This window comes from Dongia sp. (genome assembly GCF_041918875.1).
Classification (GTDB): Bacteria; Pseudomonadota; Alphaproteobacteria; order Dongiales; family Dongiaceae; genus Dongia.
The window spans coordinates 235,871-261,774 of the sequence record NZ_JAYRUV010000004.1; the positions used below are offsets into that span (position 1 = coordinate 235,871).

General features: G+C 62.1%; 28 protein-coding genes and 1 pseudogene. 15 read left to right on the forward strand and 14 right to left on the reverse strand.

Annotated elements, in window-relative coordinates:
* Nucleotides 1-6: 6 nt before the first annotated feature.
* Nucleotides 7-2,679, reverse strand: a complete 2,673-nt coding sequence (gene alaS / locus ACE3TY_RS06465; protein ID WP_374651985.1) for an alanine--tRNA ligase — start codon at nucleotides 2,677-2,679, stop codon at nucleotides 7-9.
* 255 nt (nucleotides 2,680-2,934) lie between these two features.
* On the opposite strand from alaS, the gene moaA reads away from it, so the two are divergent.
* Entirely contained in the window at nucleotides 2,935-3,927 is a 993-nt protein-coding gene (gene moaA / locus ACE3TY_RS06470; RefSeq protein ID WP_374651987.1) for a GTP 3',8-cyclase MoaA, read from the forward strand.
* 5 nt (nucleotides 3,928-3,932) lie between these two features.
* Here moaA and ACE3TY_RS06475 read toward each other — a convergent pair whose 3' ends face one another.
* Nucleotides 3,933-4,466, reverse strand: coding sequence for a molybdopterin-guanine dinucleotide biosynthesis protein A (locus ACE3TY_RS06475; protein ID WP_374651989.1), 534 nt, complete (start codon nucleotides 4,464-4,466; stop codon nucleotides 3,933-3,935).
* A gap of 118 nt (nucleotides 4,467-4,584) precedes the next feature.
* Between ACE3TY_RS06475 and ACE3TY_RS06480 the strand changes: the two genes are divergently transcribed.
* On the forward strand, nucleotides 4,585-5,364 hold the full coding sequence (locus ACE3TY_RS06480; RefSeq protein WP_374651991.1) for an NAD kinase: 780 nt from the start codon (nucleotides 4,585-4,587) through the stop codon (nucleotides 5,362-5,364).
* Here ACE3TY_RS06480 and ACE3TY_RS06485 read toward each other — a convergent pair.
* A complete protein-coding gene (locus tag ACE3TY_RS06485) occupies nucleotides 5,361-6,230 on the reverse strand; it encodes an N-formylglutamate amidohydrolase (protein WP_374651993.1) in 870 nt (289 codons plus the stop codon). The two genes, ACE3TY_RS06480 and ACE3TY_RS06485, sit on opposite strands and share 4 nt — an antisense overlap.
* Before the next feature lie 106 nt (nucleotides 6,231-6,336).
* Here ACE3TY_RS06485 and argE point away from each other — a divergent pair, with 106 nt between their 5' ends.
* The gene (argE, locus tag ACE3TY_RS06490; protein WP_374651994.1) at nucleotides 6,337-7,497 is read left to right on the forward strand and encodes an acetylornithine deacetylase; all 1,161 of its coding nucleotides are present in this window, start codon (nucleotides 6,337-6,339) and stop codon (nucleotides 7,495-7,497) included.
* Here argE and ACE3TY_RS06495 read toward each other — a convergent pair.
* Together ACE3TY_RS06495 and ACE3TY_RS06500 are read right to left on the reverse strand one after the other, a co-directional pair.
* Entirely contained in the window at nucleotides 7,494-7,844 is a 351-nt protein-coding gene (locus ACE3TY_RS06495; RefSeq protein ID WP_374651995.1) for a hypothetical protein, read from the reverse strand. The genes argE and ACE3TY_RS06495 overlap by 4 nt on opposite strands.
* 11 nt (nucleotides 7,845-7,855) lie before the next feature.
* Nucleotides 7,856-8,794 (reverse strand): DMT family transporter, encoded by a 939-nt coding sequence (locus ACE3TY_RS06500; RefSeq protein ID WP_374651997.1) that lies wholly within the window; start codon nucleotides 8,792-8,794, stop codon nucleotides 7,856-7,858.
* Nucleotides 8,795-9,011: 217 nt separating this feature from the next.
* On the opposite strand from ACE3TY_RS06500, the gene speB reads away from it, so the two are divergent.
* The gene (speB, locus tag ACE3TY_RS06505; RefSeq protein ID WP_374651999.1) at nucleotides 9,012-9,998 is read left to right on the forward strand and encodes an agmatinase; all 987 of its coding nucleotides are present in this window, start codon (nucleotides 9,012-9,014) and stop codon (nucleotides 9,996-9,998) included.
* A 31-nt stretch (nucleotides 9,999-10,029) separates the two neighbouring features.
* Here the strand turns inward: speB and ACE3TY_RS06510 are convergent, their stop codons facing one another.
* Nucleotides 10,030-10,935 carry a DMT family transporter gene (locus tag ACE3TY_RS06510; RefSeq protein ID WP_374652001.1) on the reverse strand — a complete coding sequence of 302 codons (906 nt, stop codon included), beginning with the start codon at nucleotides 10,933-10,935 and terminating at the stop codon, nucleotides 10,030-10,032.
* Nucleotides 10,936-11,124: 189 nt separating this feature from the next.
* Here ACE3TY_RS06510 and ACE3TY_RS06515 point away from each other — a divergent pair, with 189 nt between their 5' ends.
* The 8 genes from ACE3TY_RS06515 (at nucleotide 11,125) to ACE3TY_RS06550 (ending at nucleotide 17,452) form a co-directional block, all read left to right on the forward strand.
* The gene (locus tag ACE3TY_RS06515; protein WP_374652003.1) at nucleotides 11,125-12,432 is read left to right on the forward strand and encodes an NAD(P)/FAD-dependent oxidoreductase; all 1,308 of its coding nucleotides are present in this window, start codon (nucleotides 11,125-11,127) and stop codon (nucleotides 12,430-12,432) included.
* A 10-nt stretch (nucleotides 12,433-12,442) separates the two neighbouring features.
* A complete protein-coding gene (gene hisI, locus ACE3TY_RS06520; protein ID WP_374652005.1) occupies nucleotides 12,443-12,847 on the forward strand; it encodes a phosphoribosyl-AMP cyclohydrolase in 405 nt (134 codons plus the stop codon).
* Nucleotides 12,848-12,945: 98 nt separating this feature from the next.
* A complete protein-coding gene (locus tag ACE3TY_RS06525) occupies nucleotides 12,946-13,140 on the forward strand; it encodes a hypothetical protein (RefSeq protein WP_374652006.1) in 195 nt (64 codons plus the stop codon).
* A 64-nt stretch (nucleotides 13,141-13,204) separates the two neighbouring features.
* Nucleotides 13,205-13,825, forward strand: coding sequence for an arylformamidase (kynB, locus tag ACE3TY_RS06530; RefSeq protein WP_374652007.1), 621 nt, complete (start codon nucleotides 13,205-13,207; stop codon nucleotides 13,823-13,825).
* Between the two features lies 1 nt (nucleotide 13,826).
* Entirely contained in the window at nucleotides 13,827-15,065 is a 1,239-nt protein-coding gene (gene kynU / locus ACE3TY_RS06535; RefSeq protein WP_374652009.1) for a kynureninase, read from the forward strand.
* An 80-nt stretch (nucleotides 15,066-15,145) separates the two neighbouring features.
* Nucleotides 15,146-15,388 carry an Lrp/AsnC ligand binding domain-containing protein gene (locus ACE3TY_RS06540; RefSeq protein ID WP_374652011.1) on the forward strand — a complete coding sequence of 81 codons (243 nt, stop codon included), beginning with the start codon at nucleotides 15,146-15,148 and terminating at the stop codon, nucleotides 15,386-15,388.
* 34 nt (nucleotides 15,389-15,422) lie between these two features.
* Nucleotides 15,423-16,709, forward strand: a complete 1,287-nt coding sequence (locus ACE3TY_RS06545; RefSeq protein ID WP_374652013.1) for an ABC transporter substrate-binding protein — start codon at nucleotides 15,423-15,425, stop codon at nucleotides 16,707-16,709.
* An 80-nt stretch (nucleotides 16,710-16,789) separates the two neighbouring features.
* On the forward strand, nucleotides 16,790-17,452 hold the full coding sequence (locus ACE3TY_RS06550) for a haloacid dehalogenase type II (RefSeq protein ID WP_374652014.1): 663 nt from the start codon (nucleotides 16,790-16,792) through the stop codon (nucleotides 17,450-17,452).
* Nucleotides 17,453-17,456: 4 nt separating this feature from the next.
* Here the strand turns inward: ACE3TY_RS06550 and ACE3TY_RS06555 are convergent, their stop codons facing one another.
* The 6 genes from ACE3TY_RS06555 to ACE3TY_RS06580 are packed head-to-tail and all read right to left on the reverse strand — an operon-like array spanning nucleotide 17,457 to nucleotide 23,535.
* Entirely contained in the window at nucleotides 17,457-18,401 is a 945-nt protein-coding gene (locus tag ACE3TY_RS06555) for a branched-chain amino acid ABC transporter permease (RefSeq protein WP_374652015.1), read from the reverse strand.
* A complete protein-coding gene (locus tag ACE3TY_RS06560; RefSeq protein ID WP_374652017.1) occupies nucleotides 18,401-19,300 on the reverse strand; it encodes a branched-chain amino acid ABC transporter permease in 900 nt (299 codons plus the stop codon). Before ACE3TY_RS06560 ends, ACE3TY_RS06555 begins: the two co-directional genes overlap by 1 nt.
* A 1-nt stretch (nucleotide 19,301) precedes the next feature.
* The gene (locus tag ACE3TY_RS06565; RefSeq protein WP_374652019.1) at nucleotides 19,302-20,006 is read right to left on the reverse strand and encodes an ABC transporter ATP-binding protein; all 705 of its coding nucleotides are present in this window, start codon (nucleotides 20,004-20,006) and stop codon (nucleotides 19,302-19,304) included.
* A 3-nt stretch (nucleotides 20,007-20,009) separates the two neighbouring features.
* Complete coding sequence (locus ACE3TY_RS06570) at nucleotides 20,010-20,771, reverse strand: ABC transporter ATP-binding protein (RefSeq protein WP_374652021.1); 762 nt, start codon at nucleotides 20,769-20,771, stop codon at nucleotides 20,010-20,012.
* 19 nt (nucleotides 20,772-20,790) lie between these two features.
* Nucleotides 20,791-22,302: an SDR family oxidoreductase gene (locus tag ACE3TY_RS06575; RefSeq protein ID WP_374652022.1), complete on the reverse strand. Its 1,512-nt coding sequence runs from the start codon at nucleotides 22,300-22,302 to the stop codon at nucleotides 20,791-20,793.
* Nucleotides 22,303-23,535: a dienelactone hydrolase family protein gene (locus ACE3TY_RS06580; RefSeq protein ID WP_374652023.1), complete on the reverse strand. Its 1,233-nt coding sequence runs from the start codon at nucleotides 23,533-23,535 to the stop codon at nucleotides 22,303-22,305.
* A gap of 215 nt (nucleotides 23,536-23,750) precedes the next feature.
* Here ACE3TY_RS06580 and ACE3TY_RS06585 point away from each other — a divergent pair, with 215 nt between their 5' ends.
* The gene (locus tag ACE3TY_RS06585) at nucleotides 23,751-23,969 is read left to right on the forward strand and encodes a hypothetical protein (RefSeq protein WP_374652025.1); all 219 of its coding nucleotides are present in this window, start codon (nucleotides 23,751-23,753) and stop codon (nucleotides 23,967-23,969) included.
* 3 nt (nucleotides 23,970-23,972) lie between these two features.
* On the opposite strand, the gene ACE3TY_RS06590 is transcribed toward ACE3TY_RS06585, so the two are convergent.
* Nucleotides 23,973-24,869 (reverse strand): LysR family transcriptional regulator, encoded by an 897-nt coding sequence (locus ACE3TY_RS06590; RefSeq protein ID WP_374652027.1) that lies wholly within the window; start codon nucleotides 24,867-24,869, stop codon nucleotides 23,973-23,975.
* Nucleotides 24,870-24,983: 114 nt separating this feature from the next.
* On the opposite strand from ACE3TY_RS06590, the gene ACE3TY_RS06595 reads away from it, so the two are divergent.
* Nucleotides 24,984-25,409: a DoxX family protein gene (locus ACE3TY_RS06595; RefSeq protein ID WP_374652028.1), complete on the forward strand. Its 426-nt coding sequence runs from the start codon at nucleotides 24,984-24,986 to the stop codon at nucleotides 25,407-25,409.
* 77 nt (nucleotides 25,410-25,486) lie between these two features.
* On the opposite strand, the gene ACE3TY_RS06600 is transcribed toward ACE3TY_RS06595, so the two are convergent.
* On the reverse strand, nucleotides 25,487-25,639 hold the full coding sequence (locus tag ACE3TY_RS06600) for a hypothetical protein (protein WP_374652030.1): 153 nt from the start codon (nucleotides 25,637-25,639) through the stop codon (nucleotides 25,487-25,489).
* A 128-nt stretch (nucleotides 25,640-25,767) separates the two neighbouring features.
* Between ACE3TY_RS06600 and ACE3TY_RS06605 the strand changes: the two are divergent.
* A pseudogene (locus tag ACE3TY_RS06605) lies at nucleotides 25,768-25,904 on the forward strand (IS3 family transposase); the annotation flags it as partial.

A 25,904-nucleotide genomic window follows, 5' to 3' on the forward strand; every position in this document is an offset into this window, starting at 1 on the left:
CTTGTCTCAGGCCGCTTTGACGCGGTCGCGCAGCAGGTTTTCGATGGCACTCAGCGCTTCCTGCGCCCGGCCTCCGTCGGGGCCGCCGGCCTGGGCCATGTCGGGACGGCCGCCGCCGCCCTGCCCGCCGATCGCCCCGGAACCCGCCTTCACCAGATCGACCGCGCTGAAGCGGCTGGTGAGGTCGTCCGAGACCGCAACGACGATCGATGCCTTGCCCTCGGCGGTCGCCACAAGCGCGACGACGCCGGAACCGAGCTTTTTCTTGAACGCGTCGGCCATGCTCTTCAGTTCCTTGGCCGGAACGCCATCGAGCACGCGCGCCGACAGCTTCACGCCGCCGACATCGACAATGTCGGCACCGCCCGAGGCGCCGCCGGTGGCAATCGCCTTGCGCGCCTCGGCAAGGTCGCGCTCCAGCTTCTTGCGTTCTTCAAGCAAGCTGACAATGCGCGACGGCAGCTCCTGCGGCAGTGCCTTGATCGCAGCGGCCGCTTCCGCGAGCTGTTTCTGCTGCTCGGCCACGAATTTCTCGGCGGACGCACCGGTCACCGCTTCGATGCGGCGCAGACCCGCGCCAACAGCGCCTTCCGACACGATCTTCAGGAAGCCGATATCGCCGGTGCGGTGCACATGGGTTCCGCCGCAAAGTTCGGTGGAGAATTCCTTGCTCTCCTCCTCATCGCGGCCACCCATCGAGACGACACGCACTTCCTCGCCATACTTTTCGCCAAACAGCGCCATGGCGCCGGCAGCGATGGCGGCGTCGGGCGTCATCAGATGGGTCGCCACATCGGCATTGGCGCGGATGCGGTGATTCACTTCATGCTCGACCCAGGCGATGTCCTCGGCCGTCATGCCCTTGGTGTGCGAGAAGTCGAAGCGCAGCCGGTCAGGTGCCACGAGCGACCCCTTCTGCGTCACGTGCGAGCCAAGCCGGCGGCGCAGAGCCTCGTGCAGCAGATGCGTCGCGGAATGATGCGCCCGCAGGCCGGAGCGGCGGGCATGATCGACCTTCATCTCGACGGCATCACCCGCCTTGACCGAGCCCTTGGTCACCTTGCCGATATGGACATGCAGATCGCCAAGCTTCTTCTGGGTATCGGTCACCAGAATTTCGGCACCGCCGGCCGAAACCAGCTTGCCGCCATCGCCCATCTGGCCACCGGATTCGCCATAGAACGGCGTCTGGTTGGTTACCAGCTGGATCTCATCGCCCTGGCGCGCCTCGGCAACTTCCTGGCCGGCCTTGACGATTGTCAACACTTGGCCCTCGGCCTTTTCGGTGCTGTAGCCCAGGAAGTCGGTGGCGCCGATACGCTGGCGGATGTCGAACCAGATTTTTTCGGTAGCGGCTTCGCCGGAGCCAGCCCAGGCGGCGCGGCTGCGCTCGCGCTGCTTTTCCAGCTCGACGTTGAAGCCTTCGACATCGACCTCGATCCCCTTGTCGCGCAGAATCGATTGCGTGAGGTCGAGCGGAAAGCCGCGACTGTCGGATAGGGCAAAGGCAACGCTGCCGGAAAGCTTGCCATCCGCCGTCAGGCCACTCTTCGAATGGATGGCGCCTTCCAATTCCTTGAGGCCCGTATCGAGCGTCTGCTTGAAGCGCGATTCCTCCAGCTTCAGCGTCTCGGTAATCGCGGCCTCGGCGCGGCCCAGTTCCGGGTAGGCCAAGCCCATCTCGGTGACGAGGGCCGGCACCAGCCGCCACATCAGCGGATCCTTGCAGCCCAGCAGATGCGCATGGCGCATCGCCCGGCGCATGATGCGGCGCAGGACATAGCCGCGACCCTCGTTGGACGGCATGACACCGTCGGCGATCAGGAAGGCGCTGGAGCGAAGGTGGTCGGCTATGACGCGGTGGCTGACATTGTGCACGCCGTCCGGCTCGGTATTCGAGGCATTGGCCGATGCCTCGATCAAGGTACGCATCAGGTCGATGTCGTAATTGTCGTGCTTGCCTTGAAGAACGGCCGCCAGGCGCTCCAGTCCCATGCCGGTGTCGATCGAGGGGCGCGGCAGGGCGACGCGTTCGGTCTTCGTCACCTGCTCGAACTGCATGAAGACGAGGTTCCAGATTTCGATAAAGCGGTCGCCATCGGCGTCCGGCGAACCCGGGGGACCGCCTGGAATACCCTCGCCATGGTCGTAGAAGATTTCCGAGCACGGGCCGCAGGGGCCGGTGTCGCCCATGGCCCAGAAATTGTCCGAGGTCGGGATCCGGATGATCTTGGAATCGGAGAGACCCGCGATGCGCTTCCACAGGCCGTGCGCCTCGTCGTCGTCGATATAGACAGTGACGGTCAGCTTGTCCTTCGGCAGGCCGTACTCCTTGGTGATCAGGTTCCAGGCCAGCTCGATCGCGCGTTCCTTGAAATAGTCGCCGAAGCTGAAATTCCCCAGCATTTCAAAGAAGGTATGGTGGCGTGCCGTATAGCCGACATTCTCCAGATCGTTATGCTTGCCGCCGGCACGGACGCATTTCTGGGCCGTCGAGGCCCGGACATAGTCCCGCTTCTCCTGGCCGGTGAAGACGTTTTTGAACTGCACCATGCCGGAATTGACAAACATCAAGGTCGGGTCGTTCCTGGGCACCAGCGGTGACGAGGGCACGATTTCGTGCCCTTCACGGCGGAAGTAATCGAGGAAAACGCGGCGAATATCGTTGGCGGTCTGCATCTTCTGGGTCCGAAACTCTCTACCTGGCACGTCGGAAGCCGTTTTTGCGGCGCGAAGAGCGATTATTTAGAGTTTTTCCAAGGGAAACAAGGCATTTGAGGGCCATTTGTCCTGGCTTTGCCGCGCTGTCGGCGGGCGCGGCGCGCATAGCTGGACCAGATGTCCAAGACCCTGTCGGTTTTGTGGAGGAAATCCGGCCCGAGGCCCCCTATATTCACCATCATGAATGCACCTTCGCCCGCCCCGAGCCAGCCCATGGTCGACCCGTTCGGCCGGCGTATCAGTTATCTGCGTGTCTCCGTGACGGACCGGTGCGATTTCCGCTGCGTCTATTGCATGTCGGAAGACATGACTTTCCTGCCCAAGGCCGAGATCTTGAGCCTGGAAGAGCTGGATCGGCTGTGCAGTGCCTTTGTGACCCTGGGCGTCAGGAAACTGCGCCTGACCGGGGGAGAGCCGCTGGTCCGCAAGGGCATCATGCAGCTCATCCGCGATCTGTCACGGCACCTAGGGACCGGCACCCTCGACGAGCTGACCTTGACGACAAACGGCAGCCAGCTCGGGAAATACGCCCGGGAACTGGCCGATTGCGGCGTGCGCCGGGTCAACGTGTCAGTCGATTCCCTGGACGCGGAGAAGTTCACCCGCATCACCCGCTGGGGTAAGCTGGGTCCGGTCCTGGAAGGGATTGCGGCGGCCAAGGATGCCGGCATCCGCGTCAAGCTGAACACCGTCGCCCTTAAGGGCGTCAACGACGATGAATTCCATCGCCTCGTCGAATGGTGCGGCGAGAACGGCCACGACATCACCTTCATCGAAGTGATGCCGATGGGCGACATCGGGGGCGAGAACCGGGTCGATCAGTTCTATCCGATCTCCCTGCTGCGCAGCCATCTGGCCAAGCGCTGGACGTTGAACGACAGCAGCCACTACAGCGGCGGGCCGGCGCGTTACGTGACGCTGGCCGAGACGGGCCAGCGCGTGGGTTTCATCACCCCGCTCACCCATAATTTCTGCGAAGCCTGCAACCGCGTGCGCCTGACCTGCACCGGCACGCTCTATATGTGCTTGGGGCAGGACGATGCGGCGGATCTGCGCGCACCGCTGCGCCAGAGCGAGTCGGATGAGGTCCTGGTGGCGGCAATCCGCGAAGCCATTCGCCGCAAGCCGAAGGGCCATGATTTCATCATCGACCGCGATCACAGCGGCCCGGCGGTCGAGCGCCATATGAGTGTTACGGGCGGCTGAACCTATTAGTCGATGATGACCTGATGGCAGAATTGCTTGCCGTCCGAAATGGTCACCTGGGTGAAACCCAGCAATTTCAGCAGGTCGAAAAAGGTCGCCTCTTCAGGCTGCGTGTTCTTCTGGAAGAACGGGGTCGAGCGCGCGATGAGCGTCATGTTGGCGAACAGCGCGCGAGCCCGAAAGATGGTATCGAGCGCACCGTCATGCAGGCCGGTGATGATCAGCTTCTGCGCTTCGTCTCCCTTGGCGAAAATGGCATAGTCCGGCGCATATTGTCCGGACGCCAGCTGCCGCGCCATGCCGATCACGAAACCCTGCCGCCGGATCTCATCGCTGTCCGGCAGGGTCACCACGCGGCTGCTGTAATGCTCGACCGTCTGCGGCGTGGGGTAATAGTAGCCTTCGTGATGGTCACCGATTTCGTCTTCGCCAGTGATCTCCAGGGCGACGCTTTCCTGCGCCGCGGCAATCCGCGCCGACAGGCAGGGGCCGCTCGCCAGAACAAAACCGGTCGCAAAAATCCAAGCTACCCGACGCATCTTAGCCCCCAAATCACCCCTGATAAGCGAGGGTTAGACTGCTATGCCCCAGCGGCTTTGGCAAGCGGAGCCGCCCCCGTTATACTGCCGCCCGCCCGCCAACCGGAGCCAGAGCATCTTGAACACCCTCAACACCGCCCCCAGCATCGCCTTTTTCGCTGCCGAATCGCCCGATGCCCGAACCGCTTTTGCCGAGCTGACGGCGCGTTATGGCGCCGGGGACCTGAACCAGGCGGATATCGTCGTGGTTCTGGGCGGGGACGGCACCATGCTGCGCGCCCTGCATCAGACCATGAACCGGCGCGTACGGATCTTCGGCATGAATTGCGGCACGGTCGGGTTTCTCATGAACCGTTATGACGCGACCGGCCTGGTCGAACGCGTGCGGCGCGCGGAGCAAGTCATCCTTCACCCGCTGCAATTGACCGCGCGCAGCAGCGACGGCCAGGAACATCGGCTGGTGGCGATCAACGAAGTTTCGCTGCTCCGCGAAACCGCCCAGGCAGCGAAGATCAGCATCGAGATCGACGGGCGCGAGCGCATGAACGAGCTGGTCTGCGATGGCGTGCTGGTGGCGACCCCTGCCGGCAGCACGGCCTACAATCTCTCCGCCCATGGCCCCATCCTGCCGCTGGCGTCAGGCGTGCTGGCTTTGACACCGATCAGCGCCTTCCGGCCGCGGCGCTGGCGCGGGGCCATCCTGCCGCAACGTGCCAAGCTGCGCTTCATCATCCGCGAGCCGGAAAGGCGCCCGGTCAGCGCCACCGCCGATTTCAACGAAGTCCGCGAAGTGACCGAGGTGACGGTCTGCCAAGACCAGAACACGGCCCTGACGCTGCTGTTCGATCCCGAGCATCATCTGGAGGAACGAATCCTGCAGGAGCAGTTCCAGGCTTAGCGGCTGGACAGCTGGTCTTTCGCGAAAGCACAGATATCGTCGATCAGCCGCTCGATGTTCTCTTTTAACGATGCGAAGCCCTCATGCTTTTCGATGCGGTCCTCGTCCATATAGAGACCGCGATTGACTTCGATCTGCAGGGAGTGGCACCCGGCCAGCGGCCGGCCAAAGCGGGCGACCAGTTCCGCCCCCTTGAAGGGATGATTGATCTGCACCGAATAGCCCATATCGCGCAGCCGCGCGGCCACGAACTCGGTGAAGCCCGGGTCGCAACTCTCCCCTTCCCGGTCGCCCAGGACGAAATCGTCGCGCGGAACGGACTTGCCCCCATGGCGGCCCGTGGTGCGCATCGAATGGCAGTTCACATGCCAAACCGCCCCGAAGACGGCCTGCCGCTCCTCGATCATGGCGGCGAGTTCAGTATGATAGGGCCGGTGGTAGCTTTCGATCCGTGCCGTGATCTCCTTGACCGTCAGCGGGCGGTCGTAGATGTGAACGCGGCCCTTGATGAGCCGCCGGACCAACCCCAGCCCCATCTCCGCTTTTTCACTTGCCCGGATGGGGCGCGGCCAGCGCCCCGACAGCATATCGACGTCGATCTCGTCCTCATGCCGATTGGGATCGATATAGGCGCGAGGGAACAGGGCCTTGAGGAAAGCCGCGCCGGCTTGGGGCGCGCGCTCGTACAAATCGTCGACGAACGCATCCTCCGCCCGGCGAAGCATGTCGCGCGGCACGGCATGATCGAAATCACCCGGATAGTCGTAGCCGCTATGGGGTGAATCGAAGACGACAGGCGCCCGCGCAACGCCCGCCGCGGGCTCGTAACGGACCAGGACACCTGGCAGATATGTCTTGCGTTCCATCCCAGCCAGCCTTGCCATTCCCCTGCACCCCGGTATGCTTTCGGGGTTATGCTTTCCCGGATCGCCCGTCAATAGCGCGGGTCCTGCTTCGTAACGGAGTTCCATCTTGGCGCCACGCCCGCAAAGCCTTGACCTCATCCGCCGCCTGATCGCCTTCGACACGACCAGCCGCAATTCCAATCTGGAACTGGTGGGCTTCGTCCGCGACTATTTGGACGGTTTCGGCATCAAAAGCGAGCTCATTGCCGATACGACCGGCAAGAAGGCCAATCTCTACGCCACGATCGGGCCTGACGACCGGGCCGGCTATGCCCTGTCGGGCCATACCGACGTGGTGCCGGTCGACGGCCAGGAATGGTCGAGCGATCCGTGGAACGTGAAGGAAGCAGGCGACAGGCTTTATGGCCGCGGCACATCCGACATGAAGGGGTTCCTGGGCGTCGTACTTGCCGCCGTGCCGGAACTGGCCAAGCGCAACCTCTCGACGCCGGTCCATCTCCTTTTCTCCTATGACGAGGAAGTCGGCTGTCTCGGCGTCCGCCGGGCCCTCGAAATCCTCAAGGACCGGCCAGTGAAGCCAAAAGGCTGCGTCATCGGCGAGCCCACATCAATGAAGGTCGCCATCGCGCACAAAGGCAAGACGTCGCTGCGCTGCCATGTGCATGGATTGGAATGCCATTCCTCGCTGGCGCCCAAGGGCGTCAACGCCGTCGAGTATGCCGCGGAAGTCATCTCCTATCTGAAGCGGATGGGCCGGCGCTTTGCAGCGCAAGGCCCCTATGACCATGATTACGACGTGCCGCACACCACCGTGCATACCGGCGTGGTCAAGGGCGGCACCGCGCTCAACATCGTGCCCAAGGATTGCAGCTTCGATTTCGAGTTCCGCTATCTGCCGATGCAGAACCCAGCCGAACTGGTTGCCGAAGTGAAGCGCTTTGCCGACGAGGAACTGGCCAAGGAGATGCGCGCCATCAATGGCGAATGCGGGTTCTCCTGGCAGCCGATTTCGGCCTTTCCGGGACTGGACACGGCCGAGGATGCGGAGATCACCGTCCTCGCCAAGGCCCTGACCAAGGCCAACGATACGATCAAGATTGCCTTCGGCACTGAAGGCGGCCTCATCCAGCAGATCGACATTCCAACGGTCATATGCGGTCCCGGCTCGATCGAGCAGGCGCACAAGCCCGACGAATGGGTGGCGCTTGAGCAGATCGCGCAATGCGAGGCGTTCCTGGAACGCCTCACCGCGCGCGTGTCGGCTTAGAGGCTGTGCTTCTTGCGCCAGTCCACCGGATAGAGTGCGTAGCACACGATGGCTTTCTCCCCTTCGTAGGTGATCGGCGTCTTTTCCGGCAGCCAGATGACATCGCCGGGGCCAGCTTCTATGACGCCGCCCGGATGCTTGAGCCGGAACCAGCCTTCGATGACGATGATCATTTCGTCATAGAGCACGGTCCAGTCGATTGAGCAGCCGTCGAATTTGGCGATGCCGACGCCCATGGTGCTCGACATGTCCGGCCCCACGAGCCGGCTGATCTCGGCCTTGCCCGGCGGGCCGCCATAAGCTTCGAACTTCATGTCGGCACGCTTGTAGTGCTTCACTTCTCCCATGATGCGCTCCTTCAGGACAAATGGGCCGCATCCAGCGCCGGGTCCGGTTTCCTTGCCTTCAGCATCTGGATTTCCGACATCACAATACCGGCAATCACCAAAACGCCGCCAGCAACCTGCATGACGCTGGGCGGCGTGCCGGCAATGGCGAAGATGGCGACCGAGACGACAGGCACAAGATTGAGATAGAGGCTGGCAACGACAACGCCGGTCCGCTTGACGCCGAAATTCCACAAATAGACACCCAACGCCACCAGCACGAACGTCATCCAGCCGAGGACAGCCACATCCGTCACCGTTTCGGGCGCTGGAGGGGGAAATTCCGCGGCACCGGAGAGAACGGCGATCGTGAAGATGACCGCCAATCCGACGCCGCCGGTCGTCATCGTCGCGGTCGTGATGCGCAATTGCGACCAGCCACGGCACCAGCGTTGCGCCGCCGTCGAATACCAGGACCAGCAGGCGAAGGCGGTTACCATCAGGATTTCACCGCCGCGAAAATCGAACATGTCTTCCTGGCCGAAACGCACGGTCGCAAGTGCGCTGCCGACGATAGCCAACGAAATGGCGGGCAGCATGCGGTGGTCCACCGGTATCTTCCAGAGGATACGGTCGACAATCGCGGCCACCGCTGGGGAGGTCGCACTGAGGATTGCCGCCGTCACCGGGTGGCAATTGTAGACGCCGATCGTGTAAAGCGTCGCGTAGCAGCCGATACCAACGATGCCGAGCGGCCAGACGCGCCAATCGCCTCCGCCGCCGGCGATGTCGGGACGACGCCGATCGAACAGAACGAGCGCCGCCCACATGACCGGCAATGCGCAGATATAGCGAAAAGCGGCAAGGAAATAAGGGTCCCAGCGCTGCAGGAGATGGGCTACGGTCGGCACCATGGTGCCCCAGAGCAAAGCAAGCAGCAGCAGGCCGAAATAGCCGATCCATTTGGCCATGATTTCGCAATAATCCGAGTCGTTGGCGGGAAAGCGCTGTCAGAATGATGCCTCGACACTATCCCAAAGCTTGCTTAAGTTCGTCATGCAAAGGATGGGAAGCGACCCTTCCCCGAATGCAAAGATCAGCCACGACGAACTGAGCCACAGGCGACCATTTAGGGGAGAGCCCTAAACCAAGAAAACCCCAGGACCGGATTTCCCCAGGAGCTTCTCCATGCATGACGAAGATGCCCTTGACGACAGTGCCATCAAGATCGACGGCGCCATCTCGCGCAAGAGCCCCTATGGCCTCGCTTATGAACCGACCTTTGCCGGTGTCCTATCCTTCATGCGCCGCAGCTATAGCAAGAACCTCAAAGGCGCCGACCTGGTCATCAGCGGCGTCCCGCTCGACCTTGCCGTGACACACCGTCCGGGTGCCAGGCTTGGCCCGCAAGGCATCCGCCTTGCTTCCGCCGAAGTGGCGAGTCTCAAACCCTATCCCTGGGGTTTCGACCCCTTTGAAAAGCTCGCCGTCATCGATTACGGCGATTGCTATCTCGACGTCCACAATCCGATGACGATCCACGATGCGATCGTCGCGCATGCCCGCCACATTCTCAAATCGGGCGCACGCATGCTGACCTTCGGCGGTGACCATTATGTTACCTACCCGCTGCTGCAGGCGCATGTCGAAAAGTTCGGCAAGCCGTTGTCCCTCATCCATTTCGATGCGCATTGCGACACCTGGGCCGATGACGAGCCGAAATCGCTGAACCATGGCTCCATGTTCTACAAGGCGGTCAAGGATGGCTTGATCGACCCCCAACATTCGGTGCAGATCGGCATCCGTACGTGGAATGACGATTTCATGGGTATCAACATTCTGGATGCGCCGTGGGTTCACCGTCATGGGACCGACGCCGTCATTGCCGAAGTGAACCGTATCGTCGGCGACCGCCCGGCCTATTTCACCTTCGATATCGATTGCCTGGATCCGGCCTTCGCGCCAGGGACGGGAACGCCTGTTTCAGGCGGCCTTTCGGCGGCGCAAGGCCTCGCGATCGTGCGCGGCTTTACCGATATCAACCTGGTCGGCATGGACGTCGTCGAGGTCGCGCCGGCCTACGACCAGAGCCAGATCACCGCTCTGGCTGCGGCGCATATTGCCTGCGACCTCATCTGTCTCTTCGCCAAGCGCAAGGCCGAGGGCAAAGTCTGAATGCGCGGGCGATGATCGGTCGAAGGGCCGGTCATCGCCCGCGCAAGATTCGCCATTCCGAGTAGACGATGCCCATCAGCACGAGCACGCCACCGGCCAGCTGCCGCGGATTCGGCTCGGCGCCCTGCAGGACAACCAGGATGGCTATCGCCACAACCGGCGTCAGGTTGATGTAGAGTGAGGCGGTAACGACACCCACGGCGCGGACACCAGCGTTCCACAGCACCACGCCAAGTACCATCACGGTGACGACGTACCAGGCTAGGCTGAAACCCTCGATCGGCACGCGCGGCCAGGCCGGAGGAAACGTGGCCGGCCCCGATATCGACAAAAAGAGATAAAGCGCAGCCATTGCCAGGCCCGATGTCGCCATGGTGACGAAGGTGATGCGCACCTGCGACCAGCCAGGGCACCAACGCTGCACGACGGTCGAATACCAGGACCAGCAGATCACGGAAAGCAGGATCAGCAACTCTCCACCACCGAAGCCAATACCATTCACGCCGGCACCGGGACCGATCGAAGCAAGCGCACAACCGACGGCGCTCGCGACGAGCCCGGGGACCATGAGCCGGTTGAAGGGAAGTCTGAAGAAGACGCGGTCCGTAATGGCTGCAATGGCAGGCGCGGTTGCTGTGACGATGGCTGCCATGATCGGGTCGCTGAACTGAACGCCGACCGTGTAAAAGACGGCAAAGCCGCCATTGCCGAGGATTCCGAAGGTCCATTGCTTCCACGCCGGCACCTGCTCCGGCGCCGGGCGGCCCCGTTCGGACCATTGCATCAGCAGCCACAGAAGCGGCGCTGCACCCAGCGATCTGGCCGCCACGAGGAAATATGGATCCCAGCGCACAAGCTGATATTTGGTGAGCGGAATCATCCCGCCCCAGAAGAGAGCCGCCAAAAGCAGCCCTCCGACCCCGACCCAGCGCCCCATTCCGCCCCCGAGAAGCCCGCTTGATGCCCGTTTCGGGCGCGGCACTTTCCCAGAACGGGAGAGTGGGCGTCAATGACTGCCCCCGCATGGCGACATTGCCCGGGCAACATGGCCGCGCCCGCCCAGATTGACAGCTCAACGCCCAGGCGGGACATTCCCGTCCGTAATCCGCTGTCGAAGGAAGATATCTTGCAACAGCCCAATGCCCTTCCCGCCCAGGCCGATATCGTCATCGTCGGCGCCGGCATCCAAGGCTGCGCCAGCGCCTATTACATGGCCAAAGCCGGAATGAAAGTGGTTCTCATCGACAAATCCCGTATCGCCGGCCAGCAGAGCTCGCGCGCCTGGGGTTTCGTGCGTGTGCAGATGCGCGATCCGGACGAGATTCCGCTGATGGAGGAAGGTAAGAAAATCTGGCGCGGCCTTGAGGCTGAGCTTAACGCCGACCTCGAATGGAATGAAGGCGGCGCCCTTTACGCCAGCGGCTCGCCAGCCATCATGGCCTACCGGGAGAAATGGCTGCAATCGGTAGCGGCGTTCGGATTGGACACCCGCCTCCTCAGCATCGGCGAAGTGAAAGCGTTGCTACCCGATCTCGCCACGCCGGTCGTGGGCGGCCTCTACACCAAGAGCGATGGCCATGCCGAACCCCGCAAGGTGGCCGCCGCCTACGCTTTGCGCGCGCGGGAACTGGGCGCAACGATTCTAGAAGGGTGCGGTGCGCTTGCCCTTGAGAAGACCGCCGGGCGGATCAGCGGCGTGGCGACGGAATGGGGCGATGTGCGGGCGAAGACGGTCCTGGTTTGCGCTGGCGCCAGCTCATGGCGCCTGCTCACGCCGTACGGCGCGCTGCTGCCGCAGTCGTTCGTGCGAGCCTCCGTCGCACGCACGAACATCCTGCCCCCGGTAACCGAGGCGGCCTTCGTCGGCGACGGAATCGCCTTTCGCCGACGCGGCGACGGATCGCTGAACATCGCGTCGAGCATGCATGGCGATGTCGACGTGACGCTCGATCATCTGCGGCTATCGCGTTGGTATTGGAACGCCTACCGGGAAAGCGCCAAGGGGCTGACGCTGCATATTGGCGCACCATTGCTCAAGGATCTTTGCCAACGCATGCCGTGGCGCGAGGAAGCTCGCAGGCCGGCAATCCACGAGCGCGAACCGATGATAGAGCCGCAGCAGGAACGGTTGCAGGATGCCGTACGCCTCCTGGAAAGAACCTTTCCGAACATCGGCCGCGTTGGCCTTGCCGAACAATGGGGTGGCAATATCGATACATTGCCGGATGGAATTCCCGTTCTGGATGCGCCTTCGGCCCACCCCGGCCTCCTGGTTGCCACGGGCTTTTGCGGCCATGGTTTCGCCCTGGGACCTGTCGTCGGCAAGATCATGCATGCATTGTCGCAAGGCGCCGAGACCGGCTTCGATCTGCGTCCCTTCCGTCTGTCGCGCTTTGCCGAAGGCGATGTCAAGAAACCTCTTTCGATCTGGTGAGGAACTGCACGTGAGCGAACTTGATCCGGCAACCAACATTTTCATCGACAATCTCACCTATGATGCAAGCGGGCTCATCCCGGCCATCGCGCAACAGCACGACACGGGCGAAGTCCTGATGATGGCGTGGATGAACCGGGAGAGCCTGCGGGAAACTTTAACCGGGGGACGCGTCGTCTACTGGTCACGCTCGCGTCAGTCGCTGTGGCGCAAGGGCGACAGTTCCGGCCAGATCCAAAAACTGATCGAGCTGCGCGTCGATTGCGACAAGGATTGCCTGCTTCTGCTCGTCGATCAGATTGGCGTTGCCTGCCACACTGGAAGGCGCAATTGCTTCTTCACCGCCATCAGGGACAATAGTCCCAAAATAATCGCGGATGTGCTGGTACCGCCTGAAAAGCTCTATCGGGCTTGAGTTCTGCCCCCGGCATGAACAAGTTGTTAACCGTTCGGGAATAGAGGATAAAGATCGAGAAACGATCGCGTTAAACATGTGGAGTGCGGAGACTGACCATGGGCACCCGTCAGAAAGACGAGCAGCGCGCACTCGACATCGTCGCGGGCCGCGGCGAAGCCGGCGACGATGCCGGAAAGCCAGCCAAATCCGGCCTGGGCGGTATGGAACTGGCGGGGATTGCCTTGTGGCTCCTGGTTCTGATCGGCGGCGGTGCGGGTGTCGCTTACTACTTCCTGTTGGCGCCCAAATAGCGGAACTTGCCCCTTATCCTTCTGTCGCCTAGGCTCCAGGATCTCGTTCCTGCCTTGGCGATTCATGCTCTACGATATTTCTCAGACACTGCGAAACGACCTGCCGGTCTGGCCGGGAGATACTGCGTTCGGTCTGCGGCGCACCTGGACAATGGGCCCTGGAATTCCCGTCAACGTGTCAGCACTGACACTGTCGACGCACAGCGGCACCCACGCGGATGCGCCCTTCCATTATGATGCCGATGGCGTTGGCATCGATGCAGTCGATCTTTCCGCCTATCTCGGGCCGGCGCAGCTCGTTGACGGGCGCGACGCTCATGGACTTGTGAGTGCCGCCCGCATCCTGCCACAGCTGTCGCCCGGGATAACGCGCGTTCTGATCCGCACTTACGAACAGACGCCACAAAGCGCGTGGGACGATCATTTCGCGGCCGTCGACGAGGCTCTTGTGGACGCCATGGCGGGTCGCGGCGTGCGGCTCATAGGCATAGATACGCCCTCACTCGATCCGCAGACGTCGAAGAGTATGGCCGCGCATCTGGCTGTCGCACGCCACGGTCTCGCGATTCTCGAGGGCCTGGTCCTAGACGCCGTTCCGTTCGGCATCTATGAACTGATCGCCCTTCCCTTGAAGATCGCCGGTGCCGACGCAAGCCCTGTCCGCGCCATCCTCCGGAGCCTCTGACATGAGCATGCTCGACCGCGCCCAGTGCGAAGCACTCGACGCCAGCGACCCGCTCGCCGCGGCGCGCGACCGCTTTCATCTGCCTGAAGGCGTTATCTATCTCGACGGAAACTCCCTCGGCGCCCTGCCGAAGGCAACCGCTCGGCGGATCGACGATGTCATCCGCGGGCAATGGGGCGACGATCTCATCACCGGCTGGAACAAGCATGGCTGGGTAGACCTGCCGCGAGCGCTGGGAGCCAAGATCGCCAAGCTGATCGGCGCCGATGCAGATGAAGTCGTCGTGTGCGATTCCACGTCGCTCAATGTCTTCAAGCTGCTGAGCGCCGCGCTGGCGCTGCGACCGGACAGAAGGATCATCCTGTCCGACAATGGCAACTTTCCGACCGACCTCTATATGGCACAGGGCCTCGCTCAGCTGCTGGGCCGCGACCATCGCCTGGAGATCGTGGCACCCGATGCCGTCATCGATCGTATCGGCGAGGACGTCGCCGTGGTCATGCTGACGGAAGTGGATTACCGGACCGGCCGACGTCACGATATGGCAGCCATCAACGCAAGGGCGAAGGCCGCCGGCGTGCATACGCTGTGGGACCTCGCCCATTCAGCCGGCGCCCTGCCGGTCGACCTCAATGGCTCGGGCGCCGATTTTGCCGTCGGCTGCGGCTACAAATATCTGAATGGCGGTCCCGGCGCCCCCGCCTTCCTCTTTGTCGCCCGCCGCTGGCAGGATGCGACACAGCAGCCGCTCTTCGGATGGTTCGGCCACGCGGCGCCTTTCGCCTTCGAGACGGCCTATCAGCCAAAATCCGGCATCGACCGCTTCCTGGTTGGCACGCCCCCGGTCCTGGGCATGGCAGCGCTTGCCTGCGGGCTGGAGACGTTCGACGGAATCGACCTCAACCTTGTCCGGCAGAAATCGCTGGCACTGGGCGATCTCATGATTCGCCTGGTGGCGCAGGAATGCCCTGACTTCGACCTTGCGCTCGCCAGCCCTGTTGGCGCCGAACGCGGCAGCCAGGTGAGCTACGCCCACCCTTCCGGCTATGCCGTCATGCAGGCTTTGATCGCTCGCGGCGTGATCGGCGATTTCCGGGCGCCAAACCTGATACGATTCGGGTTCACGCCGCTTTACGTGCGCTACCGGGACATCTGGGACGCCGTCGCCGCCCTGAAGGCTGTTCTCGCCACCGCGGAATGGCAGAATCCGGCCTTAAACCGTCGGGCTGCGGTAACCTGAACCGCCCATCCGGGGCTGGATTTTGCAACCGCGCCGGGGCAACATGCAGCCGAACCAGCGCAATCAGGGAGTCAAGCTCCATGCGGCCGATCTTCGTCATGGTGAAATGCGAACCGGGCAAGTCATATGACGTTGCCGAGAAAGCGCTCGACACCGTTCAGCAGATTGCCGAACTCTATTCGATTTCCGGACAATATGACCTGCTGGTGAAATGCTACCTGCCGAGCGAGATGGATGTAGGTCGCTTCGTGACATCCGAACTGCAGACCCTTCCGCACGTCAAGGACACGCTCACCATCATCACTTTCAACGCCTTCACCTAAATGCAACGAAGAGCCACAAGGACAGGGGAAACACATGACAACACGGATCTCGCTGAAGCGGGCGGGCATCGCCGCCATTCTCGCCTCGGGCGTCGCACTCGCCGCCTGCGGCGAGGAGAAGAAGGAAGAACAGGCTGCCTCGACGGCCAGCAACGAAACAGCCGCCGCCGCGGCGCCAGCAGGCGGTGATACCAAGGTCGGCATTCTGTTCGACGTGACCGGGCCGATCGCCAGCTTCATTCCGCCGATGATGGATTCGGTGAAGCTTGCCGAAAAGGAAATCAATGAGGGCGGTGGGCTGCTCGGTGGCAAGATGGTGACCGTGATCGGCGACACGACCGGCGCCACCCAGGGCGCCGTCGACGCGGCAACCAAACTGGTCAATGTCGAGAACGTTCCAGTCGTCGTCGGCGCGCTGATGTCGGGCACGACCCTGGCCGCCGCAAATGCGGTGACGATCCCCTCGGGTGTCACGCAGATTTCCCCCACGGCGACCTCGCCCGACTTTACGACGCTGAAGGACAATGACTACGTCTTCCGCATCGTGCCCTCGGACGCCTATCAGGGCGTTGTCTTGGCCAAGCTGGTGCTCGACCAGGGCATCAAGACGGTGGCGCTCACTTACGCCAACAACGATTATGCGACACCGCTGGCGACCGGTTTTGCCACGGCCTACAAGGCTGGCGGCGGCACCATCACCGCCGAGGTGAAGCATGAGGAAAAGCAGCAGAGTTATGCAGCAGAGCTGGGCACGCTCGCCAAGGACAAGCCGGAGGCGCTGGTCCTCATCGCCTATGCCGGCGATTCGGGGACGACCATCGTCAAGGAAGCACTGGAGAACGGCCTCTTCAACCGCTTCATCGGCACGGACGGCCTGCGTGACAACAAACTGATCGAGACGATCGGCGCGGACAATCTGAAGACCTCGTTCTTCACCTCGCCTTCCGCCCCCGAGAGCGATGCGTCCAAGAAGTTCGATGAGCTCTACACGGCAGCCTATCAGACGACGAAGGACAAAATCTTCATCGGCCAGACATATGACTCGGTCATGCTGGCAGCGCTCGCGGTCGAAAAGGCAGGCTCGACCGACCGCAGCAAGGTCCGCGACGCCCTGCGCGAGATCGCGAATGCCCCCGGCGAGAAGGTCTTACCGGGCGAATGGAAGAAGGCCAAGGAACTGATCGCCGCCGGCAAGGACATCGACTATTCCGGCGCCACGGGCGAGATGGAATTCGATGCCAATGGCGACATTCCAGGCGTCATCGGCCATTTCGTGGTGGATGGCAACGGTTACAAGCAGGTTGGCCTGGTCAATCCGTAAGCGGGATCGACTGAGCGGGACGCAGCGGCCTGCCCGGCCCAAACGCGCCGGGCAGGCCGCTATCTTTTGGAGGTATGCGCATGTCGGTCAAAGCCATCCTGTTCGACGCATATGGCACCTTGCTCGACATTCATTCCGCGACCGGCCAGCATCACGGCCGGCTCGGCGCCGCGGCTGATGCCATCTCGGCATTGTGGCGGCAGAAGCAGCTGGAATATAGCTGGACGCTCACCATGGCGCAGCGTTATCGGCCGTTCGACGAACTCACCGCCGTTTCACTCGACTTCGCTCTTGCCCAACATCATGTGAGCGATCCGGCATTGCGTCGCGATCTCCTGGGGGCCTACCGCCACCTGATGCCCTATTCCGAAGTTCCCGCAGCATTGGAAACGCTGGCACGGCGCGGCCTGCGCCTTGGCATTCTGTCGAACGGGGCGGAAGAAATGCTGCGGACCGCCTTCACGACACACGAACTCGACAACCTCCTCAATCCGCTCCTGTCGGTCGACAGTATCAAGATCTACAAGCCGGACCCCCGCGTCTATGCCATGGCGACCCGGCATCTCGGCTTGCCGCCAAACGAGATTGGCTTCGTTTCGTCCAACGGCTGGGACGCGATGGGAGCGGCCGCGTTCGGATTCAAGGTCTTCTGGCTGCAGCGCCAAGTAGGCCCGGTCGAATATGACCTAGCCATGCTGACCGCCCGGATTTCCAGTCTTGCCGAGTTGTCGGTCGCACTTTAACGCGTCACTTGGGGACTTGCGGCGGTTTCTCCGGCACGATGCCCTTGGCAAAGCGTTGCAGCACGACGATCAGCAGGATACCGATCAACAAAGCCCGCATGTAAGACGAGCGCGTGATCCATTCCGCCGGCAGGCGATTGGTCAGCAATTCGGTGCCGGACCAGATCGTCCAGACCAATCCGGCGCCAAGCAGCGCCCCGCGATTGTTGCCGCTGCCGCCGATGATGAGCATCACCCAGACCAGGAAAGTGGTAAGCAACGGTTCGGTGGCGCTCGACCCGATGAATTTGAAATACATGGCCGAGAGAGCGCCGCCCAGTCCCATGACCATTGCCCCCAGGACGAATGCCTCCAGACGGAAGCGCACCACATCCTTGCCGATCGCGGCTGCTGCCAGCTCATTGTCCCGGATGGCACGCATGGCGCGTCCCCAGGGCGATTGCCAGGCACGTTCGGCTGCAACATAGATGACGGCCATCGTAAGCAAAACGAAAGCGAGAAAACAAATATTGCCCCAGGGTTGGCCGAGGCTTTCGAACGGGCGCGGCACGGTGGAAATGCCCATCGTGCCATTGGCCAGCCAATCTTCGTTCTTGAGAACAAGGCGGATGATTTCGGATATGCCGATCGTCGCCATGGCGAGATAATCGCCTTTGAGGCCGAGGCAGATACGACCAATTGGCCAGGCAACGATTCCGGAGAACAACATCGCGACCGGAATTGCCAGCAGAGGCGGCCAGCCGAAACCACCCAGGTAATTTGGGTTTTCCGGCGAGGTGAGAATCGCGGTCGAATAGGCGCCGACCGCAAAGAAGCCGGCAATGCCCGCATTGAAAAGGCCGGCGAAACCCCATTGCAGATTGAGGCCGAGGCAGAGCACGCCGTAGATGCCGAACATCGTCGCCAGGGACAGCGCGTACATGAGGTAGCCGAAGAGCTGCGTATCCATTACAGCACCCGCCCCTTGAACAGCCCGGTCGGTCGCCAGATCAGCATGCAGACCATGACGAAGAAGGCGACTGCGTTCTTATAGGCCGGCGGCACCAGCGGCAGATCGCCGATCCAGGGATAGGTCGCAACTTCCTGCGCGATGCCGATCGCCAGGCCGCCGACGATGGCGCCATAGGGCTTGCCGATACCGCCCAGGATCGCCGCCGCGAACAAGGGCAGCAGTAAATCCCACCCAACACTGGGATGGAGCTTCGAATTGATGCCGGCAAAGACACCGGCTGCCGCCGCGAGCCCGCCGCCGATAAGCCATGTCCAGCGGACGACCTTCTCAGTGTCGATCCCGGAAATACGGGCAAGATCGGCGTCGTCGCTCATCGCCCGCATGGCCTTGCCCATCCGGCTGCGACCGAGGAACCAATGTAGAGCCGCCGCGATCGCCAACGATACTAGAACGATGATGATGTGCTTTTGAGCCATCCGGTATTCGGCGAAGAGCTCGATCGGCTTGCGAATGCCGGTTTCATAATTCAGCACATCCACGCCCCAGAAGAGCTGGATGAGCGACCGGACCACCAGCATCACGCCGAATGAGGCAATGACGACGATGATGCCGGGGCTGCGCCGGAATGGCTTATAGGCCAATTGATCGATCACGACGCTGGCCAGCGCCGCACCGATGATGGCGACGGGCAGAGCCAGATAGACCGACCAGCCGAGACCGGCCACCAGGCTATAGGCGATATAGGCGCCCAAGGTCATCACGTCACCATGGGCAAAATGTGCAAAACGCAGAATGGCGAAGATGAGCGAGATGCCCACGGCGCCCAGCGCATAGATACAACCCACCGCCACACCGGGCAGGAAATAGAGGTTCACGAAATCGGCCAAGGATTCCATCTCATCCACCCAGGAACGACTGGCCGATTTCAGGGTTGCCGAGCAACGCCTCGGCCGTACCGGTGAAACGATTGCGTCCCGTTGCCAGTACATAACCGCGATGGGCGATCGCCAGGGCCTGACGCGCATTCTGCTCCACCAGCAGAATACCGATACCGGCCTGGTTGACGGCCACGATCCGGTCGAAGATCTGTTCCATCACCAGCGGCGAGAGTCCTGCCGTCGGCTCGTCGAGCATCAGGAGCTTAGGCTCGGTCATGAGCGCTCGGCCGACCGCTACCATCTGGCGCTGCCCGCCCGAAAGTTCGCCTGCCGGTTGGCTGGCTTTTTCCTTCAGCACCGGAAACAGTGCAAACACCTGCTCCATCACGCGCGCCTGCGCCGCCGGCCTGAGGAAAGCGCCCATCTCCAAATTCTCGCGCACCGTCATGGTGCGAAAGACATTGCGCTCCTGCGGCACGAAACCCATACCCTCGGCCACCAGGGTATTCGGCGCCGCATTGGCAATGTCGCGCCCATCGAATGTCACACGGCCGGCGCGCAAGGGGACCAGGCCGAACAATGCCTTCATCGCCGTCGACTTGCCCGCACCGTTGGCGCCGATGACGACGACAATCTCGCTCTTGTCGACGGCGAGATCGACACCGTTGAGGATATCCATTCCGCCATAGCCGCCCACCATGCCTGCGGCTTCCAGAAGCGCCATGGGTCAGGCCCTCCTGCCGCCGAGATAGGCTTCGATCACCTCGGCATTCTGCCGGATCTCCTGCATCGTGCCTTGCGTCAGGACCCGCCCCTCCGCCATCACGATCACCGGTGAACAAAGCCTGGCAATCAGGTCCATATCGTGCTCGATGACGAAGAAGGTATAGCCATGGTCACGATTGAGCCTTTCGATCTCTCCAGCGATCTCCGACAGCAAGGTACGGTTGACGCCGGCGCCGATCTCGTCGAGCAGCACGATCTTCGGCTGCCACATCATGGTGCGGGCGAGTTCCACCAGTTTCTTCTGGCCGCCCGAAAGATTGCCAGCCAACTCGTACTTCACATGGTCGATGCGCAATTCCGCCAACACTTCTTCGGCACGTGCTCGAATCCGCGCCTCCTCTTCCCGCACCTTCGGCCAGTGCAGCCAGGCATTGAGGATGCGCTCACCGGACTGTGCGGAGGGCACAGCCATCAGATTCTCCAAGACCGTCATGCGGCCGAATTCATGCGCGATCTGGAAAGTGCGCGCGAGTCCTTGCGCAAACAGGCGGTGCGCCGGCCAGCCGGTGACATCCATGCCGTCGAGTTCGATGCTGCCCTGGTCCGGCACCAGCAGGCCGGCGATGATGTTGAACAAGGTCGATTTGCCTGCGCCGTTGGGGCCGATCAAGCCGGTGATCGAACCTTTTGCAACCCGCAGGGAACAACCGTCGACGGCACGCACGCCGCCGAACCGCTTTACAATATTGTCGACGATGATCATGGCCGCCGGCCGGTACCGCTCATGCTTTCGGTCGCGCCGTCGAATCCGCCGGCAGGTAATTGGAGAATTCCCCTTCGATCGCCTTGGCGTCGAGGGAAATGCCGCTGAACACGCCAGAAGCCATCCCGCCCGGATAGATATCCTCCACCCGCCCCAGCAACCCCTGGATCAGTGCTTCCGCCACTTGTTGCGGCCGCATCTTCATGCCCTCGAAGCCGGGGGTCATCGGCGTATCGACTGCTCCGGGGAGGACGCCCATGACATGCGTCCCCTGGTTCCTCAACTCGGCGCGCAGCCCCTGCGTCAGCGACAGCAAGGCAGCCTTCGATGCCGCGTAGGTGGACATTAGCGGCAGATTGCAGTGCGCGACCACGGTGATGAGGTTCACTAGGCCACCGCCGCCATTCCTGGCGAGAATCGGCTGGAAGGCGCGCGAGACCGCGAGCGTTCCGAGATAATTCGTCTCCATCTCGCGCCGGGCGTTGTCGAGTGAATTGGCGCCGAACAGGCCCTCGTTGGAGTTCCAGCCGGCATTGTTGATGAGCAGAGTCACATCGGCGCAGGCCTTCGCCACCTGGGCAACGCTCTGCGCATCGGCAACGTCGAGCTGAACCGGGATCAGCCGATCCGGCGCCACCGCGGTCAACGTCCGCAAGCTGTCGATCTGCCGCGCACCGCAATAGATCCTGGCGGCGCCGGCGCGCAGCAGCGCGCGTACGACTTCGCTGCCGATGCCGCCATTGGCGCCGCTAACAAGGGCGACTGCATCCTTGACCAGATCCGGCCCGCTACCCATGCGCGCATGCTTGACGGCACCCTTGGCCGGCTCCTGAATCAACGATTGATCATAGGCCAGCACCACCCATTGGAAACCCTGGGCGCGCCGGTCTACGGCAAAGCTCGCATAGGGCGTGAAGATGCCGCAGGTCTTGCCCGCCGCCTTCGCCGCACCCAGGACGGACTGCACGGCCGCTTCGTGCTTCGGTCCGAAATCCGGAAATGTGCCGAGCGACATGGCCAGGTCGAACGGCCCGATGAACAGCATGTCGATCCCCGGCACGGCCGCAATTTCGGCAGCATTGGCGACTGCGGTCGCGGTTTCGATCATCACCGCGACGACGATGTCGTCGTTGGCCGAAGCCATGTAGGTCTTGGCGTCCAGCATCGGGCGCGTACCGCCGCCGGAACGCCCTCCCATGGGCGGAAACTTCGCCGCGCGCACGACGGCACGGGCCTGATCGGCCGTATCCACCATCGGCACGATAAGGGCACGGGCGCCGGCATCCAGAACCATCCCGATGGCATGATCGCTGGCATCGACGCTGCGTACAGCCGGGACTGTTTTATGCCGCACAAGGCCGATCGCATATTCCAGGCCGAGGCGGTCCCACAGCCCGTGCTGCATGTCGAAGACGATACAATCGGGCCCGGATTCCGCCAGCACTTCCGCCACCGACGGCGAGCCCAGCGTCGCCCAATGGCAGCCGATGCACCCACCCGCCGCCAGTTTTTCCTTCAAGGTGTTGCTCATTTACTTGCCCGCGCTTTCCGGCCAGCGCTTCATCAAAGTGTTGGAGGGAAGCTTCTCGTCGAGCAGCTTCTTCGCCGTTTCGGTACCCGCCGTCGGCAAGTCCTTGGGATCGATCAAGCCGATCTGCACCAGCACCGAAGCCTGATCCCAATAGATATGCTCGTTATAGAGTTTGTCGCCGCGGAAACAGACGATGGCGACCAGGGGAATTTCGACATATTTGCCGGTTGGCTCTACGCCCGGCAGCATCCAGTCTATCTCGCGGTCGTGGGTGAAGCAGAACAGCATCTCATCGACCACGCGGTCGGCACCGATCGTGCGCGATATCGGGATGAGCTTGGTGTCAGCCGGGTTGTTGTTGACAAAGTGGTGCTGGTAGAAGCGCGCCAGATCCTTCTGACCCACCCCACCAGTCATGGTCGGGATATGGTTGACATAGGGTTGATCCACCATCGTCTTCATCGTCGCAGCAACATCGCGCGTGGCGAATTCATGATAGCAATGGGCGTCCCACAGAGCCGACAGATCGTAACGCGGCCCCATCGCCTTGCGGAATACGGCGATCGAGCGCGAATGCGCCATGATCGTCGCGGGCTTGTTGAAATGATCGCCCATCGTCCGGGCAAAGGCGTGATCGACGCCGGGATAGGTATAGGTCTCGATCTCCGGCCGGTCCTTGAAGGCGGCGATGATCTGTTCGCGCGCCTCGGCATTGCAATATTGGTCGAGTTCGGCGAAATGCAGCACGGTCGGGCACTTGATCCTCGTGCCCTCGTCGAGATGCGCCTCGATACCGACGCCGTAATAGCCGACCGCCGCATCGACATCGACGCGGGCCGCGGTGAGATAGGCGAGCTTGCCGCCCAGGCAATGGCCAAGCACGCCGACCTTGCCGGTGCATTCGGGCCGCGCGCGCAGTGCCTTCACGCTGGCTGCAATATCCTCAATACCCTTGTCGAGGTCGAACTTCTGGAAGAAACCGAAGGCCTTCTGCCATTCTTCCGGGGAATAGCCCATGTCGACATTGGGCTCCATGCGCCAGAACAGGTCGGGCGCCAGGACCACATAGCCTTCTTCAGCATAATAGTCGGCGGTCTCACGGACATAGGCGTTCACGCCGAAAATCTCCTGACAGAGGACGATACCCGGACCCTTGCCGGATTTCGGCACAGCCAGATAGGCGCGGAACTGCCCCCCATCCTTGGCACTGACATTTATATAGCTGCCGGCCATGATTTTGCCCCCTCGATCCCTTTAACCTCGTTAATGCACGAAAACTGCCCGATTGCCCCCTTCTTGGCAACTATATGTACCAGAAGTGACCCTAATAAGAGTCGGATCGGTGGCAGCCGCAATTCTCGGTCCGCGGCGCGATGCCGCTGGTAATTTTGGGAACGGGCACCCATATAAGCTTCGTCTTTCAAGCCCTCATTGGACGGAATGAGCAAGTGACCGTGGACCGAGCCACCAGCGGCGCGCCGGACGATGCGCTGCTGCGCCCCGAACCGAAGCAGGAAGAGAGCCAGAATGGAACTGTCGGGCTGGGACTGCTTGGCTTCGCGTTGGCGGCAGCTGCCCTCTTTGCCATCTATCTCAGCACACCGATCGATGCCCCGGAATGGCCGGATTGCCCGATCCAGGCGCTTGGCAGCTGCGGCGAACAATAATCGCTAGTCGCCGGCAAGCAGGCGGCGTTTCTTGCGCAACACGCCCGACATGAAATCGATGAAGACCTTGATGCGCGCGGCGCGGCGCAGATCCGGATGCGTCAATATCCACAAGTTGGTGGCGTAGGATCGGTCGACTGCTTCCAGGCGGCGCAATTGATCGCTGCTGTCTCCGGCAAAGCATGGCAAGACGGCGATGCCCATTCCCGCCTCGGCGGCAAAGACCTGGGCCAGCAGCGAATTGCTGCGGTAGGCGAAGACCGGATTGAGCCCGCGATTGCGATAGAATCCGCCAAAGCGGAGAGTCTCGGCACCGTCCTCCCATCCTATCCATGGCAATGCATCCAATGCCTCTCCTCCAGCTACCCGGTCCGCCAGCGCAGGCACCGCGTAAAGCGCCATGTGCAGCGGCCCGATATTGATGCCTGTCATCGCCTCGGGCGCAGCGGCGGTAGGGCGCAAGGCAACATCTGCCTCGCGGCGCGACAGATTGAGGAACCGGTTTTCGACGATCACCTCCAGTTCGATCTTGGGATAACGCTCACGAAAATCGACGAACAACGGCAGCAGCAGACGCTGGACCATGTCGTCCGGCGCCGTAACGCGGATCGTGCCGGTGAGGCTGAGATCGCCACCGGCCATGCGCCGCTCGGCGGCCAGCACCTGCACTTCCATCGCTTCGGCCGCCGCCAGCGCCACCTCCCCGACAGCTGTCAATCCGTAGCCGCTGCGGTGCCGGTCGAAGAGCCGCGCGCCTAGCCGGGCCTCCATCGCGTTAACCTGACGAAAGACGGTCGCGTGGTTGACGCCCAAGGCGCGGGCAGCCGGAGCCAGCCCGCCCGTTCGCTGAATTGCCAGCACGACACGATAATCGTTCCATTCCAGCGTGTTAATTGCCATGCCTGTGCATATTTGCAATGAACATTGACGAATATTCTCAGTTTATATCAGAAATTCAACAGTCAATATTGGTTTCACACCATCGTCACCCTGGAAACCAAAGGAAACCGCATCATGATCGACCAGAAGAATGCCGCCATCGCGGCCTTCGCCCTGCGCCTTTCGCTGGGCGTCATGTACCTCGCCCATTCCATTATCCTGAAATACATGACCTTCACCCTGGTAGGGACGGCCCAGTTCTTCGAATCGCTCGGCCTGCCCGCCGCCCTCGCCTATCTCACCTTTGCGGCCGAAGCCCTGGGCGGCGTCGCCCTCGTCGTCGGCTTCAAGTCGCGCCTCGTCTCCCTGGCCCTCATTCCGGTCCTGCTCGGAGCGTTCTGGGTCCATGCCGGCAATGGCTGGGTCTTCAGCGCGGCCAATGGCGGCTGGGAATACCCGCTGTTCCTCATCGTCGCCTCGGGCATCGTCGCCCTGCTCGGCAACGGCGCTTTCGCGATCGAGTCCGCCTTCGGCAAATCGGCTCAGCCAGTTCGCGCCTGATGCGGGGTGGTGATCGTTTTGGCGCTTATTTTGGCACCAAACCAATCGTTTCTTGATCGCTGGAAGGGAGCCGGCGATCACTTTGCCGCCCGCACCATCTGAAGAATGCGCGCAGCACTGACGGAACCACGTTTGGAGTGCTCCAGGTCATAGACCTCGAATACCAGGGCCATGCGCCGATCGCGGGCCAGGGGCTTCTTCATGTCGTCGAGGACTTCTTCGATGGTCAACGCCCGGAGCGGTGGTATGGGTGCAGCGGACGCTGTCCCGCTGCACCCCGTTCCGCTGGCGCAGCGCTTTTGCTGCCACGGCTGGCCGGGCTTGGTGCCAGTGGAGGTAGCGAGGCCTACGACCCGGCCGGCCTAGCATCCCGAGCGATGTGGCCGAGAAGCTGAAGGCTCTTGAACGGGACAACCGCGAGCTTCGCCAGGCCAACGAGATCCTGCGCAAGGCATCCGCATATTTTGCGATGGCGGAGCTCAATCGCCCATTGAA